The sequence below is a fragment of the Roseibium sp. genome (genome assembly GCF_965232425.1).
Classification (GTDB): domain Bacteria; phylum Pseudomonadota; class Alphaproteobacteria; order Rhizobiales; family Stappiaceae; genus Roseibium.
This window is the reverse complement of record NZ_OZ246971.1, coordinates 2830810-2848747: the sequence shown is the minus strand read 5'-3', so window position 1 is coordinate 2848747 and position 17938 is coordinate 2830810. Positions and strand designations below refer to the sequence as shown.

Annotated in this window: 18 protein-coding genes; 9 read left to right on the top strand and 9 right to left on the bottom strand. The window is 61.4% G+C overall.

Translation table 11 applies throughout. The features are described from left to right. Window positions 1–8: 8 nt before the first annotated feature. Together ACO08A_RS13130 and ACO08A_RS13125 are read right to left on the bottom strand one after the other, a co-directional pair. On the bottom strand, window positions 9–512 hold the full coding sequence (locus tag ACO08A_RS13130) for an arsenate reductase ArsC (RefSeq protein ID WP_422041468.1): 504 nt from the start codon (window positions 510–512) through the stop codon (window positions 9–11). Between the two features lie 22 nt (window positions 513–534). Next, the gene (locus tag ACO08A_RS13125; protein WP_422041467.1) at window positions 535–867 is read right to left on the bottom strand and encodes an ArsR/SmtB family transcription factor; all 333 of its coding nucleotides are present in this window, start codon (window positions 865–867) and stop codon (window positions 535–537) included. 155 nt (window positions 868–1022) lie between these two features. On the opposite strand from ACO08A_RS13125, the gene ACO08A_RS13120 reads away from it, so the two are divergent. From ACO08A_RS13120 to ACO08A_RS13090, 7 genes are all read left to right on the top strand, one after another. Continuing rightward, the gene (locus tag ACO08A_RS13120; protein ID WP_422041466.1) at window positions 1023–2105 is read left to right on the top strand and encodes a pyridoxal-phosphate dependent enzyme; all 1083 of its coding nucleotides are present in this window, start codon (window positions 1023–1025) and stop codon (window positions 2103–2105) included. Continuing rightward, window positions 2098–3234, top strand: coding sequence for a M24 family metallopeptidase (locus tag ACO08A_RS13115; RefSeq protein WP_422041465.1), 1137 nt, complete (start codon window positions 2098–2100; stop codon window positions 3232–3234). The genes ACO08A_RS13120 and ACO08A_RS13115 overlap by 8 nt, the downstream gene beginning before the upstream one ends. 39 nt (window positions 3235–3273) lie before the next feature. Continuing rightward, window positions 3274–4017 (top strand): maleate cis-trans isomerase family protein, encoded by a 744-nt coding sequence (locus ACO08A_RS13110; protein ID WP_422041464.1) that lies wholly within the window; start codon window positions 3274–3276, stop codon window positions 4015–4017. 379 nt (window positions 4018–4396) lie between these two features. Next, complete coding sequence (locus ACO08A_RS13105; RefSeq protein WP_422041463.1) at window positions 4397–5431, top strand: aspartate-semialdehyde dehydrogenase; 1035 nt, start codon at window positions 4397–4399, stop codon at window positions 5429–5431. Between the two features lie 65 nt (window positions 5432–5496). After that, entirely contained in the window at window positions 5497–6228 is a 732-nt protein-coding gene (locus tag ACO08A_RS13100; protein ID WP_422041462.1) for a TenA family protein, read from the top strand. 12 nt (window positions 6229–6240) lie between these two features. Next, window positions 6241–7134, top strand: a complete 894-nt coding sequence (locus tag ACO08A_RS13095) for a DMT family transporter (RefSeq protein ID WP_422041461.1) — start codon at window positions 6241–6243, stop codon at window positions 7132–7134. A 194-nt stretch (window positions 7135–7328) separates the two neighbouring features. Continuing rightward, the gene (locus ACO08A_RS13090) at window positions 7329–9047 is read left to right on the top strand and encodes a methyl-accepting chemotaxis protein (protein ID WP_422041460.1); all 1719 of its coding nucleotides are present in this window, start codon (window positions 7329–7331) and stop codon (window positions 9045–9047) included. 60 nt (window positions 9048–9107) lie between these two features. On the opposite strand, the gene ACO08A_RS13085 is transcribed toward ACO08A_RS13090, so the two are convergent. Next, complete coding sequence (locus tag ACO08A_RS13085; protein WP_422041459.1) at window positions 9108–9995, bottom strand: LysR substrate-binding domain-containing protein; 888 nt, start codon at window positions 9993–9995, stop codon at window positions 9108–9110. 126 nt (window positions 9996–10121) lie between these two features. On the opposite strand from ACO08A_RS13085, the gene ACO08A_RS13080 reads away from it, so the two are divergent. Both ACO08A_RS13080 and ACO08A_RS13075 read left to right on the top strand, forming a co-directional pair. Further along, window positions 10122–11162, top strand: coding sequence for an isopenicillin N synthase family dioxygenase (locus ACO08A_RS13080; protein ID WP_422041458.1), 1041 nt, complete (start codon window positions 10122–10124; stop codon window positions 11160–11162). 58 nt (window positions 11163–11220) lie between these two features. Next, window positions 11221–12342, top strand: coding sequence for a mandelate racemase/muconate lactonizing enzyme family protein (locus ACO08A_RS13075; RefSeq protein ID WP_422041457.1), 1122 nt, complete (start codon window positions 11221–11223; stop codon window positions 12340–12342). Window positions 12343–12378: 36 nt separating this feature from the next. Here ACO08A_RS13075 and ACO08A_RS13070 read toward each other — a convergent pair whose 3' ends face one another. From ACO08A_RS13070 to ACO08A_RS13045, 6 genes are all read right to left on the bottom strand, one after another. After that, on the bottom strand, window positions 12379–12897 hold the full coding sequence (locus ACO08A_RS13070) for a DinB family protein (RefSeq protein WP_422041456.1): 519 nt from the start codon (window positions 12895–12897) through the stop codon (window positions 12379–12381). 19 nt (window positions 12898–12916) lie between these two features. Continuing rightward, the gene (locus ACO08A_RS13065) at window positions 12917–13576 is read right to left on the bottom strand and encodes a carbonic anhydrase (protein ID WP_422041455.1); all 660 of its coding nucleotides are present in this window, start codon (window positions 13574–13576) and stop codon (window positions 12917–12919) included. A 105-nt stretch (window positions 13577–13681) separates the two neighbouring features. Continuing rightward, entirely contained in the window at window positions 13682–13993 is a 312-nt protein-coding gene (locus ACO08A_RS13060) for a P-II family nitrogen regulator (RefSeq protein ID WP_319384438.1), read from the bottom strand. A gap of 4 nt (window positions 13994–13997) precedes the next feature. Next, the gene (locus ACO08A_RS13055) at window positions 13998–14993 is read right to left on the bottom strand and encodes a sodium-dependent bicarbonate transport family permease (protein ID WP_422041454.1); all 996 of its coding nucleotides are present in this window, start codon (window positions 14991–14993) and stop codon (window positions 13998–14000) included. A gap of 160 nt (window positions 14994–15153) precedes the next feature. Continuing rightward, window positions 15154–15534, bottom strand: coding sequence for a hypothetical protein (locus ACO08A_RS13050; RefSeq protein WP_422041453.1), 381 nt, complete (start codon window positions 15532–15534; stop codon window positions 15154–15156). Between the two features lie 157 nt (window positions 15535–15691). Beyond that, window positions 15692–17689 (bottom strand): methylmalonyl-CoA mutase family protein, encoded by a 1998-nt coding sequence (locus tag ACO08A_RS13045; RefSeq protein ID WP_422041452.1) that lies wholly within the window; start codon window positions 17687–17689, stop codon window positions 15692–15694. Between the last annotated feature and the right edge of the window lie 249 nt (window positions 17690–17938).

Genomic DNA, 17938 nt, shown 5'->3' with positions numbered 1-17938 from the left:
TGAAACAATCAGGCCGGAGCCTTGCTGCCGATTTCGTCGAGCCGTTCCTGCAGTGACAGCTTGTCGAGCGACGATAGCGGCAGGTTAATGAAGATCGAGATGCGGTTGTTCAGCATGCGGAACGTGTCACTGAACGCCAGCCGTTTTTCGGATTCGTTGCCATTCACGGAAGCCGGGTCGGGAACCCCCCAATGCGCGGACATCGGCTGTCCGGGCCAGACAGGGCAGGTTTCCTTGGCGGCATTGTCACAGACGGTAAAGACGAAATCCATGACCGGTGCATCCGGATCTGCAAACTCGGACCAGTCCTTTGACCTGAAATCCTCAGTCTTGAAATTCAGCTTCTTCAAGAGCGCCGATGCTTCCGGATGCACATGACCGGCAGGGCGCGACCCGGCTGAGAACGCCTTGAAACGGCCGCGTCCGTCCCGATTCAGGATCGCCTCCGCGATGATCGACCGCGCCGAATTGCCGGTGCAGAGGAACAGGACATTGTAGGTTTCGCTGGACATCAAAATCTCCCGAAATACGCTATTACTTCCGGCACACGACCGTTTCCATCACCTGGGCACACAGCTCGGGGTGACCGCCGCAACAATCCGCCATGAGGAAAGTCAGCAGATCCTTCGTTCCATCCAGATCCGCAAAATAACGGATCGAACGCCCGTCGCGTTCGTTTCGAACCAGCCCGGCCTGCAGGAGGATGGACAGATTGGTCGACATGGTGTTCTGGCGAACACCGAGGACTTCTCCGACGTCCCCCGCACTCATGCCCTCCGAACCTGCGTTGATCAGGAGCCGGAACACATCAAGGCGGGTTTTCTGGCTCAGTGCGCCAAACGCACCCAATGCATCATTTATATCCATAATTCATGATATCTTGATGTCTCGGTACAATACAAGAGACAAATTCGCTTACGCCACCGGACCCCGCATGTTCAGATTGCGTCATTTCGCGGGGTGCCCTTGTGTTCCGTTGTCCGACCTGTTGATCTGCGCTGACGGACGGAGAAAGAAACTTCATGAAAACACTGGCGAATGCATGGTTCGGCAAGGGCCTCAACACAGCACCGGAACTCGCTGCAGGTGACATTTCGCGATCATTGGGTCCGGCGCGGGACTTTTTTGCGGACGTGACCGGTGTGACGCCGTCTCCGCTGCTGGATCTCCCTGAGCGCGCTGCGGAACTCGGGATTGGAGCTCTTTATATCAAGGACGAACGCAATCGCCTGGGTCTCGGCAGTTTCAAGGCACTTGGCGCCGCCTATGCGATCGCCAAACGGGCCTTTGCAAAAATCGAGGCAGGCGAAGCCGGCGATCCGGCGACTGCACTCAATGGCACGACCTTCGTCTGCGCCAGTGCGGGCAATCACGGCCTGTCGCTCGCCGAAGGGGCCAGGATCTTCGGCGCATCGGCGGTCGTCTTCGTCTCCGAGACGGTTCCAGAGGCTTTTGCGGACCGGTTGAGGGACCGGGGTGCGCAGGTTGTCCGTGCCGGCGCGATCTATGAAGACAGCATGGCCGAGGCCGAACGGCAGGCAAGCGCGAACGGCTGGCAGCTCCTGTCGGACAGCACGTGGCCGGACATGACGGCGCCCGGCAGGGACGTCATGGAAGGGTATCTGATCATGGGTGCGGAGATCGAGGAACAGATCCCGGAACCGCCGACCCACGTTTTTCTGCAGGCAGGCGTCGGAGGCCTCGCCGCCGGTTGCGCCTCAAGCGCGCGCACCAGTTGGGGAGACGAGGTCGCCATCATCGTTGTGGAGCCGGAAGCTGCTCCCGCCCTTCAGGCGAGCATTGCGGCCGGTAAACCGGTTGTCGCCCCCGGCCCGGTCTCGAACATGGGTCGCCTGGACTGCAAGGAACCTTCTCATCTCGCCCTCAAGTTTCTGGCCCGTGAGGCGAACACCTTCGCCACGATCACGGATGAGGAAGCCGACGGAACCGTGACCTGGCTGAAAGAACACGACCTCGCCACCACACCGTCCGGCGCAGCGGGGATCGCAGCGCTCCAGCACGCCAGGGGCAAATTCGAGGATCTGGGCCTGACGGCGCAGTCGCGGGTGCTCTGCTATCTTTCGGAAGGCCCGGAGCATGGCTGAACCCGACTTTCCGGAAACGGAGTTCGAGGAAAGACTGACGCGTGCACAGCGCGCGATGCGGGCGGACGGGCTTGACGCGCTTTTCTTCACCACGGAAGCGGAATTGCGGTACTTCACCGGTTTCCGCACGCTGTTCTGGCAGAGCCCGACCCGCCCGTGGTTTCTTGTCGTGCCTGTCTCCGGAAAACCGATTGCCATCATCCCCCAGATCGGCGCTCACCTGATGGCCGCGACCTGGATCGACGACATCCGGACATTCTCGGCGCCGCACCCCACCGACGACGGCATTTCGCTTCTGGCGGACTGCCTGTCGCGGTTCAGCAAGGTTGGCATGCCGATGGGCCGTGAGAGCACGTTGCGCATGCCGCTTCGCGATTTCCGGGAACTGACCACCCGCCTTTCCCATCTTGAATTCGTTGATGCCTCCGATCTGATGCTGCAGCTGCGCATGGTGAAATCCGAACGCGAGATCGCGCTGCTGCGGCAGATCTGCGGGATCGGGTCGGCCGGATTTGCAAATGCCGCAAACCTTTTTCAGGAAGGCCAGACACTGAAAGAGGTCTTTCGCACCTTCCGGATCGAACTGCTGCGTCAGGGTGCCGACGATGTCCCCTACCTTGTCGGGGGCGCGGGACAGGGCGGCTACGGCGACGTCATTTCGCCGCCGACGGACCAGCAACTTGAAAAGGGCGACGTGCTCATGCTGGACACCGGCGCGACCAAGAACGGCTATTTCTGCGATTTCGACCGCAATTTCGCGATCGGCGTCGCAACAGATGCGGTCCGTGTCGCGCATGAAAAACTTGTCCTGGCCGTCGAGGCGGCCGCAGCCGTAGCCCGGCCCGGCAGGACCTGCGCGGATCTTTTCAGCGCCATGACTGCCGTTCTCGGACAGGACGACGGCGATGTCGGCAGACTTGGCCACGGCCTCGGCATGCAACTGACCGAAATGCCCTCCGTCACGAGCTTTGATACGACCGGACTGGAGGAAAACATGGTCATGACACTGGAGCCGAGCATTGACCTTGGGAACGGAAAGATGATGGTGCATGAAGAAAACATCGTCGTGCGGGATGGCCCGCCCGAGTTTCTCAGCACGCCTGCACCGAAGGAAATACCGGTCATTTAGGGGTCCGCACCCTAGGGCAAGCACACCGGGAGGAGCGCCTTGGAACTGCAATTTGAATGCGACGAAGGCCTGGGCTCAAGAGCGGCGCTCGGCCTGATCGTGCTTCAGGCCGACGAGACCATCGAAAAGGAGTTCCGCCCGCTCTTCGATCTTGAAGACGTAGTGCTCTACCATTCGCGCATCCCGAGCGATCCGGAGGTCAACGAGGAAACGCTGATGCGCATGAAGGCGGGCCTCACGGATACGGCTGCCCTGCTTCCGGGAAACCGGCCTCTCGACGTGATCGGTTACGCCTGCACCTCCGCGTCGACGGTGATCGGCTCCGAGGCGGTTGAAACGGCGATCCGCAAGGCGCATCCGAACGCCCGCGTCACCAATCCAGCCGTGGCGGTCGTCACGGCGCTGAAGCATCTCGGCGTGACCAGGGTCGGCGTTGTGACCCCCTATATCGCCGAAGTCTCGGAAGCCGTCGTTGATCTGCTGCGGAAAGCGGGCCTGGATCCGGTCAGAGTGGGGTCGTTCGGACAGTCCGAGGAGGCAACGGTCGCCCGGATCACCCCGCAGTCGGTCGAGCAGGCCGTTCAGGCAGTCGGAGACGACCCCGAAGTGGAGGCAGTGTTCGCCTCCTGCACCAACCTGCGCACCTTTCCGGTGATCGAAGCGTGTGAACAAAGACTGGCCAAGCCGGTGATCAGCTCGAACCTGGCGCTTGCGTGGCATATGATGAAGCTGGCGGCTCTGAAAACCGCAGGAGCAGGCCCGGGAAAACTGTTCGACAGCTGACCCGTCTGCCCCAATCGCGGCCTTTGGGCAACAAATCGACCATTCTCTTTCCGATTCGCTGGTTTGCGTGTTGACTTCGCCTGATTTCCGGGCAAAAACACCGCCGTCTCAAGTTTTGACGATTGCGAGCACCCGATGAACCGGCTACGCGCCGACATTCTGGATATGATGACCAAGGCACTTGCCAGCGCAACTTTCCTGCGCGGCGAGACCCGTTCGGCTGCCGTAACCGCTTTCAAACGCACAACAAAGACAACCAAGACCACCGCTTGACGGTGCCGCTCATCCCGCCTCCCCGGGGATGGGAGGCGCCGAGAGCCGGCCAGCCTTCTTCCGGGCAGCCGGTGAAGCGGGGAGACGGACAAGGACTAGACCGAAAATGGGTTTCAAGATCGCAATTGCAGGCGCCACGGGCAATGTTGGCCGGGAACTGCTGGACATCCTGGAAGAGCGCGGCTTTCCGGCCGATGACGTTGTCGCCCTCGCTTCACGGCGTTCCCAGGGCACGGAAGTGTCCTTTGGCGACAAGACGCTGAAGGTTCAGGCGATGGAGAATTTCGACTTCTCCGACACGGATATCTGCCTGATGTCCGCCGGCGGTTCCGTTTCCAAGGAATGGGCGCCGAGGATTGCGGCCAAGGGCTGTGTCGTGATCGACAATTCCTCGGCCTGGCGTTACGACGCCGACGTGCCGCTGATCGTTCCCGAAGTGAATGCCGATGCCATCACCGGCTTCACCAAGAAGAACATCATTGCCAATCCGAACTGCTCGACCGCGCAATTGGTCGTGGCGCTGAAGCCGCTTCACGAACATGCGAAGATCAAGCGGATTGTCGTGTCGACCTACCAGGCCGTGTCCGGCACCGGCAAGGAGGCGATGGAAGAACTGTTCAACCAGACCCGCGCCGTCTTCGTCAACGATCCGATCGAGCCGAACAAGTACCCGAAGCGGATCGCCTTCAACGTCATTCCTCACTGCGACGTCTTCATGGAAGACGGCTACACCAAGGAGGAATGGAAAGTTCTGGCGGAAACCAAGAAGATGCTCGACCCGAGCATCAAGGTCACCTGCACGGCTGTCCGCGTTCCGGTCTTCATCGGCCACTCCGAAAGCGTCAACATCGAGTTCGAAAACGAGATTTCCGCCGACGAGGCACGCAGCATCCTGCGGGAAGCGCCGGGCTGCCTCGTGATCGACAAGCATGAAGACGGCGGCTACATGACGCCCTACGAAGCTGCCGGCGAAGACGCGACCTACATCTCGCGCATCCGCGAAGACGCGACCGTCGAAAACGGCCTGAACATCTGGGTCGTCTCCGACAACCTGCGCAAGGGCGCGGCACTCAACACAATCCAGATTGCCGAAGTCCTCGTGAACCGCGGCCTGATCACTCCGAAAAAAGCCGCTGCGTGATCCTTTTGAGCGGGCGCCGTCCGGCGCCCGTTTTCCAAATTTAAGTCAGAAAGCGCCGCTCGCTCATGCCTGCGCCCCACACCCTGTCGTTTGACGACCATTGCGCCTCGGTGCCCGGAGCCAGGTTCACCGATTGGCTTGCGCAGCGGGCCGAACCCTTCTGGTCCGAAGCAACGGATCATGTCTTCACGCACGCGATCGGTGACGGCACCATGCCGGACGAGGCCTACGCCCGCTACCTGATTGAGGACTACACCTTCATCACGGATCTGGCATCCACGCTCGGCTACCTTGTCGCCAAGGCTCCGGACATGCAGGCCAAGTCGCGGCTGTCCGCCTTTCTCGCCTTGTTGACATCGGAGGAAAACGACTACTTCCTGCGCTCCTTCGATGCACTAGGCGTGCCGCGGGAAACCTACACGCAGGCAGCGCAGGGGCCGGTGACCCGCTCCTTTGCGGATCTGCTTCTGACGTCATCGGGCGGCGGCACCTATCCCGAGGGACTGACATGCCTCCTCTGCGCGGAATGGTGCTATCTCACCTGGGGCGAACGCGAAGCGGAAAAACCGCGCCCCGCGCAATTCTATCTGGCGGAATGGATCGACCTCCACGCGGTCGCGGGCTTTGAGGATTTCGTCAACTGGATCCGGCGGGAACTCGATCGGATCGGGCCGTCCCTGAGTGCCGAAATGCAGGAGAGACTGGCTGACCTTTTCAGGCAGATGAGCGCGCTGGAACGGGATTTTTTCGAAACGGCCTGGTCCGGTCACCCGCCCGAGCACCCCGGCGCGGGCTAAAAGATCGAAGCAATGTATATCTATGAAGCCGCCGCACTCGGCGCGGCCACGCTCTGGGCCTTGACGGGATTGCTCTCGGCGGGCCCTGCGCAGCATCTTGGCGCGATCGCCTTCAATTGCACCCGCATGGTCATGGTGACACTGATGCTGTGCCTCTGGGTCCTGGTCGCGGGCGGCTGGAACACGATCGGCGGCGAGCACGTGGCACCACTGGTTCTGTCCGGCTTCATCGGCATCTTCGCAGGAGACACGGCCCTCTTCCTGACCCTGAACCGGATGGGTCCGCGCCGGACCGCAATGCTGTTTTCCCTGAATGCGCCGCTCTCCGCGATCCTCGGCTGGCTGGTTCTCGATGAGACCCTGACGGGCATGCAATCCATCGGGATCGTGACCATCTTTGCCGGCGTCCTGCTCGCGATCCGCTTCGGCAAACGCAAATCCCAGCTGCACAAGTGGGAAAGCATCAAGGGACCTGTCTGGATCGGCGTCGCCCTGGGATTTGCCGCTGCCCTGTCGCAGTCGGTCGGCTCGCTCATCGCCCGGCCTGTCATGGAAACCGGCGCAGACCCGGTGGCAGCTTCAAGCATCCGGGTCGGTGTCGCTGCCCTGTGCCTGGTGGTTCTCACGCGGCTTCCCTTCAGCTGGGTCAAGCCCGCGGGCCGCTTCACGGTCCCGATCGTCGGCATCATCGCGCTCTCCGGCCTCCTTGGAATGGGCATCGGGATGACACTGATCCTGTTTGCGCTGTCCGGCGGCGAAGTCGGCATCATCGCGACGCTTTCGGCGACGACACCCGCGGTCATGCTGCCGATGATGTGGTGGCGGACCGGTGAATTCCCGGCGCTTGGCGCATGGGCGGGAGCGCTTCTGGTCGTTGCCGGCAGCGCCCTGCTGTTTGCGTTCTAGCGCAATTGCGCAGAAGCAGGTTTCTGTTCTTTCTTCGTTTTCATAGTCAGTATTTTTCACGATGCAGTATCCGTGAAAATCTGCCTGAATTTTTTCCACAGGCCTCTGAAATTTATGACTCATCTCTGAATACGTTTGCTCAAAATTTACTTTAATTCCGTAGATCCCCTAAGGAGAGGCAAAAGGGGTATTCCATGAAAAATCTTTCCGCTCGCCTGAGCGTCACGTCGACGCTGGCCATCGTTTCGGCCGGTGTGCTGACAATCTCCATGTTCGTCGTCGGGTTCATCCTGTATCAGGTCGCCCTCGGCCAGGCGCAGACCGCCGCAATCACCAAGCAGGACGTGAACCTGAGGGTGGCCGCGACGATCTTTCAGGACCGCGTGGAGGGGGCCGATGTCACCTGGACCGACACCGGCAACGTGACGCGGATCGAGCTCGCGGAATTCCCTGTTTTCAACGACGATCACACCATGATCGATTCGATCGGGCGGATGACCGGCGAAACAGCGACCGTTTTCCAGTGGGATCCCGAAAACAAGGACTTCTGGCGCAAGACCACCAACATCATCAAGGGCGACGGCAAGCGGGCCGTCGGGACCCCGCTTGGCAAGAACGGCGCGGTCTATCCGGTGATCATGAGCGGCAAGACCTTCCACGGCCAGGCAACCATTCTCGGCAAGGATTACTTCACCGTCTACAAGCCGATCTTCGACACTCAAGGCAACATCACCGGCATTCTCTATGCCGGGGTCGAGAAAGCCGCAGTTGAGGCCAATGTCTGGGAGCTGATGGGCGACTACACCATGCTGGCGCTGCCCGTGGTCGTCATTTCCGTGCTGCTGCTGATCTTCGCGATCCGCCGGCAGCTGCGCCCGGTCACCGCGCTTGCTGAAATCACGTCGCAGATCGCGCAGGACAATCTCGATGACGAGGTTCCGTTCAAGGACCGGACCGACCAGATCGGCATGCTTGCGCAGGCGGTCAACGGGCTCAAGAACCGGGCAGCGGAACGCATCTCGCTTGCTGAGCAGCAGCGTGAAAACGACTCCGCCACGCTCGATCGCCAGAACACGGTGCAGACCCTGATTGAGGACTTCCGCAACAACGTTTCGAACGTGCTGAGCTCGGTCAACGACACCGTCCAGGACCTCGGCGGCACCGCCGGCCGTTTGTCCGATCTGTCCGGCCAGAGCGCATCCGGGGCGATCGAGACCCTCAATTCGGCGGACGACGCGACCTCGAGCGTGCAGACCGTTGCAAGCGCCGCGGAAGAACTGTCGGCCTCCATTGGTGAAATCTCCCGTCAGGTGGCGCAAACCACGGAAGTCGTGAGCCGCGCGACCGAAGGCACGCGCGTTACCAACGAGAAGGTCGAGGGACTGGCCTCTTCCGCCTCCAAGATCGGTGAGGTCGTGACCCTCATTCAGGCGATCGCCGAACAGACCAACCTGCTGGCGCTCAATGCGACCATCGAGGCGGCCCGCGCCGGCGAGGCCGGCAAGGGCTTTGCGGTTGTTGCCGCGGAGGTGAAGGAACTGGCCACGCAGACCTCGAAGGCAACGGAGGAAATCGGTGCGCAGATCACGGCAATCCAGGACGCCACCAAGGAGTCCGTCAGCGCGATTGCGGAAATCACCACGATCATGGAGGAGGTCAACTCCTACACCAGCACCATTGCCGCAGCAGTGAACGAGCAAGGCTCCGCGACCGGGGAGATTTCCCAGAACGCGCAGAAAGCGGCTGAAGGGACGACCTTCGTTTCCTCGCGCATGTCCGAACTGTCGGGCACCGTCAACGAAACGTCCGAATCGTCTCAGTCGGTTCTGGATGCCTCCGAAATGCTCAACGCGCGCACGGAGGAACTGAAGCAGGAAGTCGAAACGTTCCTGCGCAACGTGGCCGCTGCCTGAAGACATCTGCAGATGAAATCCTGCACGGGGGCGTTTCGCCCCCGTGTTTTTTTGGGCCGGTCAATCGCCGGAGACGTCGGCCAGCCACTTGAAGACCAGCTTTGCCTGTTCGGAGGCGTGCGGATGCAGCTTGACGAAATAGACGCGCGGCGATGACACCGTTTCAGGCAACAGCTTCACCAGACTGCCGCTTTCCACGAAAGATCGGGTCAGCCCCTCCCAGCCTAGAACCGCGCCCATGTCGTCCTGTGCCGCCTGCAGGGCGATGACATAGTTGTTCACCCGATGCGCGTTGCGCAACGCACCGCGATACCCGAGCGCGGCAAACCAGTCCTGCCAGTCCGTCCAGTCTGTCCCCGCCGAATCCAGGTGGATCAGCGGAAGCGCGGCAAGATCCTCGATTGTTTCCATCCGGTTCTGTTCGGCGAAGCGCGGACTTCCCAACGCAGAGATCCGGTCGTGGAACAGCGCCCGGCACGATCCCGTTTCCTGCGACATGTCCCCGTAGTGAATGCTCAGGTCGCAGTCGCCGCCACCCTGGCCGGTGTCGCTGACGATCTGCGAGACGGAAATGTGCGGGTGGGACTTCCAGAACTGCGCAAGGCGCGGCGTCAGCCAGAGCGCGCTCATCGCGGTGGTGGCACCCACGGTTACCGACGCTCTTGAGACCCTGGCGCGCAACTGGTCGAGCGCATCGCCGATTTCTTCGAAACCCCTTTGAAGCGCGACGAACAGATAGGCGCCGATCTCCGTCAGTTCCACGCCCCGGTGGTGCCGGTGGAAAAGCGCGCATTTGAGGTCCTGTTCAAGCGATTTCACCTGGTGGCTGACAGCGGCCGGCGTAACGTTCAACTCGGCTGCGGCGGCCTTGAAACTGACATGGCGCGCGGCGGCCTCGAAGCTCAAAAGCGCATTCAACGGCGGCAGGTCATAGGGGCGTTTTGGCAAATTGACCTCATGCAGAGCCTATTCAAAGTGACTTGATCGTATGACTTGGCGATCTCCTTTGCATTACTTTTTCTAAGCCAGAAGAAAAATTTTTGACGTTGCCAGGAAGGACGTTCCCGGAAAAACATGGCTAAGCTCACGCGTGATCCGTCAGGAAACCAGATGCCGAACGACCAGATAGCCAAGCTCGACGATGCCTTGCATGCCAAACGTCAGTCCTTCGACAAGATACCGGTTGTCGATCTCGCGCCCCTTCTGGACGGCAGCGACCCGGACAAGGTTGCCGGCGAGATCAACTGGGCCCTCGCCAATGCCGGCTTCATGTACGTGAAAAACCACGGCATCGCCGACGCGGTGGTCGAAACCGCCTTTGACCAGACCAGGGCCTTTTTCGATTTGCCGGAAGCCGAAAAGATGGCCCTGCACGTGTCCCGCTCAGGTCAGACACTCCGCGGCTACATTGAGCCATTCGGCGAAAACACCGACCCGGAAAAGACCAGGGACCTGAAGGAGTGTTTCGACCTCGGCCCCGAGTCAGAACCGGACTGCCCTTTCTTCGGGCCGAACCTCTGGCCGGAGGAAACACGCCTTCCGGGCTTTCGCGCAGCGGTCTACCGCTACCACGAAGAGATGAAGCGCCTTTCCATGACGATCCTGTCCGGGATCGCGCGGAGCCTCGATCTCGCTCCAGACTATTTCGAGGCCAAGCTGCAGAAACCGATCAGCATTCAGCGTCTCCTGCACTATCCGCCACAGACCGGCATCGTCGATGAGAGCATCATCGGCATCGGGGCGCACACGGACTACGGCAATCTGACGATCCTCGCGCAGGACGATGTCGGCGGCCTGCAGGTCCTGAACCGGGACGGGCAATGGGTCGAAGGCACGCCGATCCCGGGAACGTTCGTCATCAATATCGGCGATCTGCTGCAGCGGCTGACCAACGACCGCTACCTCGCCAACCTCCACCGCGTGGTCAACACCAGCGGCCGCGAACGCTATTCCATCCCGTTTTTCATCGACGCCGATTATGACGCCGAATTCGCGCCGCTTGCCTCCTGCATCGACGCGGACAATCCCGCCCGCTACGAAGCCGTGACTTGCGGCGCGCACAAGTACGGGCGTTTTGTTGACAGCTACCCCCATCTTCAGAAGATTCCAGCCTGACGCTGTTTCTGAAAAAGTGCCGGAATCCAGCGCACCCTTTCGCACACCCGGGGCAGTGATGAAAATCGAACGTATCGACCTCTATCAGGCGGACCTGCCCTATTCCGGCGGCACCTACACGCTCTCCGGCGGACGCGAATTTCGGGTTTTCGATGCCAGCATCGTGCGCATGGAGACCGCCTGCGGCCTGGAAGGCTGGGGCGAAAGCACGCCGTTCGGATCAAGCTATATCGCGGCTCACGCCCGGGGCGTGCGTGCCGGCATTGCCGAGATCGCCCCGCACCTCATAGGCAGGGATCCGAGGCAGGTGGAGCGTCTCTACGATGCCATGGACGAAGCCCTTGCCGGTCACCTTCACGCGAAGACCGCGCTTGATGTCGCCGCCTGGGACATTCTCGGCAAGGCTGCAAAAATGCCCTGCTGGATGCTTTTGGGCGGCTCAACTTGTCAGCGCATGCCGGTGATGTCGTCGATCCCGGCCGATACACCGGAAAAGATGCGGCAGAACGTTTCCAGGCATCGTGAACTGGGATATCTCGGGCACTCCGTCAAGATCGGCGCCCTGGACCGCGACGGCGGACCGGCGCTGGATGCGGCACGGATCGAGGCATCGCTGGCGGACCGGCAAGCGGGCGAGTTCTTCCTGGTGGATGCCAATGGCGGCCTCACCCCGGAAACCGCACTCAGGATGCTGACCCTTCTTCCTGACGGTCTAGACTTCGTGCTGGAAGCGCCCTGTGCAACCTGGCGCGAAACACTGTCGCTCCGCGCCCGCTGCCGCGTCCCGATCATGCTCGACGAACTCATGCAGGCCGATGCGGACCTTGCCCAAGCCATCGCGCTGGATGCCTGCGACGGCATCGGCCTCAAGATATCCAAGGCGGGCGGCCTTACGCCGGGCCGGCGTCAGAGAGACATGGCCAGGGCGGCGGGCCTGACGCTCAGCGTCCAGGATACCGTCGGTTCCACGATCGCATTTGCCGCGATTGCCCATCTCGGTCAGACGGTCCCGGCAAGATATCTCAGGTGCATTCTCGATTGCCGCGACATGGTCACAAGGCAGCTCGCGGAATTTGACGCTCCGATCGCCGATGGCGGCGTGCTTGCACCGGACGCACCCGGCCTCGGACTGACCGTCGACCGTGCCGCGCTTGGCGATCCGGCCGCGAGCTGGACCTAGATCCCAACCGCCGTCAGTCTGCGTTGAAGAGGACGCTCAACCCCCGGACATCTCGATCAGGTCCGGCATGAACGGAAGATCCGTCACGCCAATGTCGATCCCCGATTGCATCAGTAGGGTCGACAGCTGGCCGCGATGATGGGTCTGATGGTTGAACATGTGCGTCACGAGCAGCCAGCGGGGGCGCGAACGCGTGACATTGTCGGTGCTGCGCGTCCAAGTCATCGGCTCCGCGAGCCACGCGGAAGTCAGTTTACCGGCAAAGGTTTCAATGTCGCCGCACATCTCCAGATGCGCGTTTCGCAGGGCACCGAAATCCTCGAAGATATCAACGCCCATGCCGTTGACGGCGTAGGCCACCCCCGAGAACCGCTTCATCCAGACGCGATCCGCAAACAGGATGTGATTGAGCGTCGAATGAACCGACCTGAAAAACGCGCCCTTGTCGGCCTTGCGCTCTTCATCGCTCATCTGCGCAGCGGCCGCATAGGCCTTTTCCGTCATCCAGCTGTTATAGGCCGCAAACCGCTGGTAAAGCCCCGGGTCAATCTGCATCGAACACTCCCGTCGATCGTCAGCTGCCGGCGGGCAGCGCGTCCGGCAGGGCGGCTTCGAACCGTTCGGTTTCGGGATCCATCAGCCGAAGCTCTCCGGATCCGATGTCGAACCAGGCGCCGTGCAGCAGCAGGCCGCCATCCGCGACGGCCCTCTCGATGAACGGAAAGGTGAGCAGGTTCTTGAGCGAATGCCGGATCCCGGCATATTCCATTGCAAGCTGCGGATCGTCGGCCTTGTCGATCGGCATGCAGGCCATGGCGATTGCGGCCGGCTCCAGAAGCTTGATCCAGCGGCCGATGAATTCACCGGTGGCCATCGGCTCGTTGGCGTGTTCGCGGAACGCCTTCACCCCGCCGCACTGGCCGTGCCCCATGACGACGATATGCCCGACCTTCAGGCCGTTGACCGCGAACTCGATCGCCGCGCTTGTGCCGTGCTGGCCCTCGGTTTCCTCGTAGGGCGGCACGAGATTGGCAACGTTGCGGATGACGAACAATTCGCCCGGACCGGCGTGGAAGATGCCTTCCGGCGTGACGCGGCTGTCGCAGCAGGAAATCACCAGGACGTCGGGTTTCTGACCGTAGACCGCAAGGCGCTCATGCGTTTCCTTGTAGCGGACGAAGCCCTTGTTCAGGTAGCGGCCATAGCCTTCCAGAAGGGGTGCGGGAAAAGTCAACGAATTAGCCTCCTGAACTGCAAACAGGTCTTACCGCCTGTCAGGAGGTTCTTATCACTTGGGCCTGCGAATGCAAATTGCCCGAAACGGCTTAGGGTACGGACCCTAGAAACGTTCCGCGCGCAGCACCGAACAGTCCGAAACGGTCACGACACCGATATGGCGTTCAACCACCTCGAATGCCGCCTGAAGCAGCTCGTCGAGCCGCTCGGGGCGGATGATGCAGATGATGGCGACCATGCCGCCGGCGCGCGAGACCTGGCCTTCACGGCTCCACCTTCCGGACCGCCCGCTGCCGCCCATCACCGGCAGGATCGTGTATCCGGTGACGCCGGCCTCGTCGAGTGTGTCTGTCAACCGGGTTTCCATCGGTGCTTCGATGATGATTTCCACCCGTTTCGCGTTCTTCATCTCCATGGGCTTAACCTCCCGTAGCCTGGGCGATGCTCAAGTAAAGCGGTATTCCGAGCGTCAGATTGAACGGGAACGTGATCCCGAGCGACATTGTCAGATAGATCGAGGGATTGGCTTCCGGCAACGCAACCCGCATGGCGGCCGGAACCGCGATATAGGATGCCGACGCACTCAGGGTCATGAGCAGCATGGTTCCTCCGACGGACAGACCGATGAGGCTGCCTGCCGCAAGACCGGCAACCGCTCCGATCATCGGCATCAGGACACCGAAGAGGATCAGCCCCGGCCTGAGCAGTCCCGCACTGCTGCGCAGGCCGCGCCCGGCAACCAGTCCCATGTCGAGCAAGAACAGGCACAGGACCCCCTTGAAGGGAGAGACGATGAAACTTTCTATCTCCGACAGGCCTTTCGGACCGGACAGGAAGCCGATGAAGAACGACCCGACGAGCAGGACGATCGACCCGTTGAGGAGAATTTCACGCAAAAGGCCTTTTGATCCCCTTGCGCGCTCCGCATTGGTGTCCGGCGAGGAAAACTTGGCGGCCAGCCAGAGTGCGGACAGGATCGCCGGCGCTTCCATGGCGGCCGCGACAGCAACGAGATAGCCCTCGCTGGCGATCCCCTGGCTTTGCAGGACCGAGGTTGCCGCAACGAATGTGACGATCGATATCGAGCCGTAGTGCCCGGCCACGGCCGCCGCGTCGACCGTCCCGAGGCGCGTCATCACCCTCAGGAGCCCGAAGGCGGTGAAGGGGATCGCGAAGGACAGGATCAGGCCGGCGACGAGCGCGAGCAGAAGCGTGGAATCGACGCCATGCGCGCTGACGCTGACACCCCCCTTGAAGCCGATGGCAAACAGCAGATAGATCGAAAGTGCCTTGGCCGCCGCCTCCGGCACCGACAGGTCCGAGCGCACCAGCGCCGCACCCAGACCGAGCGCAAAAAAGAGGATGATCGGCGACAGCAGGTTTTCCGCCGCCAACGAGAGAATTGTGTCTGCCAAGACCGTTTTGCCCTTAACCCACGCGCATCCCGCCGGTTTTTCAGCTTGCAGCGGGATACGTAACAATACGTATTCGGGCGGATATGGGACATTCCGGCAGGCGGTTCAAGCAAAATCGGGTGCCGAGGCTGCGGTTTACGACAACAGTCCCATCGGCATGTCAGGTCGCAACGTTTATCTCGTGCCGCTCTTCCGTTTCGCCGTGATCCTCGTAGGCGTGGCGGATATTGTCCGGCCCGATCCCTTCCTGGGCACCCCGGAGCGGGTGCACCGGTCCGTGTTCTACACGCGGTTCAAGGGCCTGCAACGCAGCCGCACGATAGGCAGCCACTCCGTCGAGCGCGTGGTTTTCCAGGTGATGTGCATCAATGAGAACAGCCGGCTCGTCCGTGGAGTAACCGGTGTCGCTGTCGTGTCGCTGCGCGCCGTTACGCTTGCCTCTGCGGTCATAACCGGTGCCGTCACCGTCCCTGTCCGCAGGATACTCTGTCGCATGCGCCACGACCTGGGCCGATTGCGGCCTTTCGATCGTCGTCGCCATTCCGGCCTCCTGGCCATCAGAGAATCCCGCCTTCTGGCGGGACTTCCCTCATGATCTCAAGGAAGAATTAACAAATCTTTACGATCCGTTAACCGCTTGCTTCACTTCAGGAATTGCAACCGCGAATCATCTCCCCGGCCTGATTCCACCTGCTGTTCTAGGCCGCCCGCGCCCCTCTCGCCCCGACGATCCTGACGACATCGGCCATGATATCCGTCAGCTGGAAGTCTTTCGGCGTGTAGACGGCAGCGACGCCCATGGCCTTCAGTTGAGCTGCATCCTCGTCGGGGATGATACCGCCGACAACGACGGGAATGTCATCCGCACCGGCCGCCCTGAGCCGGTCCATGACGTCGCGCACCAGCGCCAGGTGCGAGCCGGACAGGATCGAAAGACCGATCACGTGCACATCCTCTTCCACGGCCGCGTTGACGATCTGCGCCGGTGTCAGGCGAATGCCCTCGTAGACGACTTCCATGCCGCAGTCGCGCGCCCGCACGGCAATCTGCTCCGCGCCGTTGGAATGACCGTCGAGGCCCGGCTTCCCGACCAGGAACTTCAACCTGCGTCCAAGCGTTTCGGAGACGGCGTTGACGTCCGCCCGGACCGCGGCAAGGTCCCCGGCATCGTCGCGCGCGGCTTGCCCGACCCCGGTCGGGGCCCGGTATTCTCCGAAGACCTCGCGCAGCGTGCGGCCCCACTCCCCGGTCGTGACGCCCGCCTTGGCCGCCGCGATGGAAGGTTCCATGATGTTCCGGCCTTCCTGGGCGGCGGATTTCAGCTCCGACAACGCCGCGGCAACGGCGGCATCATCGCGCGCATCCCGCCAGGCCTTGACCTTTTCGATTGCCTCCGCCTCGACATGTTCGGGAACGGTCAGGATCGCGCCGTCTTCGCCGGCCGCAAGGGGAGATGGCTCCGTTTCCGTCCATCGGTTCACGCCGACGACAACCTGGTCGCCCGCCTCGATGGCGGCCAGGCGCGCGGAATTGGACTCAACGAGCTGCCGCTTCATGTAGCTTGAGTCGACAGCGGCAACCGCACCGCCCATGGCGTCGATCCGGGCAAGCTCCTCGCGGGCTTCCGCTTTGAGCGCCTCGACCTTGTTGGTGATCTCCACCGACCCGTCGAAGATGTCGGCATAGTCCAGAAGGTCGGTTTCATAGGCCATGATCTGCTGCATTCTGAGCGACCATTGCTGGTCGAACGGCCGCGGCAGTCCGAGCGCCTCGTTCCAGGCAGGCAACTGCACCGCCCGCGCGCGCGCATTTTTGGAGAGCACCACGGCCAGCATTTCCACCAGAATACGGTAGACGTTGTTTTCCGGCTGCTGTTCGGTAAGCCCGAGAGAGTTGACTTGAACACCGTAGCGGAACCGCCGGTATTTTTCGTCCTCCACGCCGTAGCGGTCGCGGCAGATTTCGTCCCAGAGTTCGGTGAATGCGCGCATCTTGCACATTTCGGTGACAAAGCGCATCCCGGCATTCACGAAGAACGAGATCCGCCCGACGGCCTTGGGAAAATCCTCTTGAGGGATCGCCCCGCTTGCCTTCATGGAATCCAGGATCGCGACCGCAGTGGCGAGCGCGAACGAAAGTTCCTGGACCGGCGTCGCACCTGCTTCCTGCAGGTGATAGGAGCAGACGTTCATCGGGTTCCATTTGGGCATGTTGGAATAGGTCCAGGCGATGACGTCCGTCGTCAGTTTCAGCGACGGTGCCGGCGGGAAAACGTAGGTGCCCCTGGAGAGATATTCCTTGATGATGTCGTTCTGGGTCGTGCCGGAGAGAAGTTTCCGGTCGGCGCCTTGCCCGTCCGCTGCCGCAATATAGAGCGACAGCAGCCAGGGCGCCGTCGCGTTGATTGTCATGGACGTGTTCATGCGCTCGAGCGGGATCTCGTCAAACAGGGTACGCATGTCGCCGAGATGCGTGACCGGCACGCCGACTTTGCCGACCTCGCCCCGCGCCAGCATGTCATCCGGATCGTAGCCGGTCTGTGTCGGCAGATCGAAGGCGACGGACAATCCGGTCTGACCCTTGGCCAGGTTTCCGCGGTAGAGCTTGTTCGAATCCGCCGCTGTGGAATGGCCCGCATAGGTCCGAAAAATCCACGGGCGATCCCGCTCTTTGCCTGTTTCACCGGTCTGGCTCATGCCGATAGTCCTCCTAAGACGTTCTTCTGACAGCCTTATTCTTCTTTCCTGATCCCCATTTTATCCGGATCTCCCGGTCCGGTGGAGCGTGCCTGACATTACGCGCATGCGAAATCTGTCTGTGCAATGCAAAATATGCTTGGCATCAAAACGCAAGTTAAGCAATAGTCGTATAGATCGGCGCGCGATTTTGAACAATAGTTGCGCAAAATAGGAATTTGAGCCAAACATGCCTTGTGCAGTTGCGAA

Excerpts from the sequence above, each read along its gene's own strand:
- ACO08A_RS13080 (WP_422041458.1), top strand. The coding sequence starts at position 10,122 with ATGGCTAAGCTCACGCGTGATCCGTCAGGAAACCAGATGCCGAACGAC.
- ACO08A_RS13090 (WP_422041460.1), top strand. The coding sequence starts at position 7,329 with ATGAAAAATCTTTCCGCTCGCCTGAGCGTCACGTCGACGCTGGCCATC.
- ACO08A_RS13125 (WP_422041467.1), bottom strand. The coding sequence starts at position 867 with ATGGATATAAATGATGCATTGGGTGCGTTTGGCGCACTGAGCCAGAAA.
- ACO08A_RS13115 (WP_422041465.1), top strand. The coding sequence starts at position 2,098 with ATGGCTGAACCCGACTTTCCGGAAACGGAGTTCGAGGAAAGACTGACG.
- ACO08A_RS13120 (WP_422041466.1), top strand. The coding sequence starts at position 1,023 with ATGAAAACACTGGCGAATGCATGGTTCGGCAAGGGCCTCAACACAGCA.
- ACO08A_RS13130 (WP_422041468.1), bottom strand. The coding sequence starts at position 512 with ATGTCCAGCGAAACCTACAATGTCCTGTTCCTCTGCACCGGCAATTCG.
- ACO08A_RS13095 (WP_422041461.1), top strand. The coding sequence starts at position 6,241 with ATGTATATCTATGAAGCCGCCGCACTCGGCGCGGCCACGCTCTGGGCC.
- ACO08A_RS13075 (WP_422041457.1), top strand. The coding sequence starts at position 11,221 with ATGAAAATCGAACGTATCGACCTCTATCAGGCGGACCTGCCCTATTCC.
- ACO08A_RS13045 (WP_422041452.1), bottom strand. The coding sequence starts at position 17,689 with ATGAGCCAGACCGGTGAAACAGGCAAAGAGCGGGATCGCCCGTGGATT.
- ACO08A_RS13105 (WP_422041463.1), top strand. The coding sequence starts at position 4,397 with ATGGGTTTCAAGATCGCAATTGCAGGCGCCACGGGCAATGTTGGCCGG.
- ACO08A_RS13070 (WP_422041456.1), bottom strand. The coding sequence starts at position 12,897 with ATGCAGATTGACCCGGGGCTTTACCAGCGGTTTGCGGCCTATAACAGC.
- ACO08A_RS13100 (WP_422041462.1), top strand. The coding sequence starts at position 5,497 with ATGCCTGCGCCCCACACCCTGTCGTTTGACGACCATTGCGCCTCGGTG.
- ACO08A_RS13060 (WP_319384438.1), bottom strand. The coding sequence starts at position 13,993 with ATGGAGATGAAGAACGCGAAACGGGTGGAAATCATCATCGAAGCACCG.
- ACO08A_RS13050 (WP_422041453.1), bottom strand. The coding sequence starts at position 15,534 with ATGGCGACGACGATCGAAAGGCCGCAATCGGCCCAGGTCGTGGCGCAT.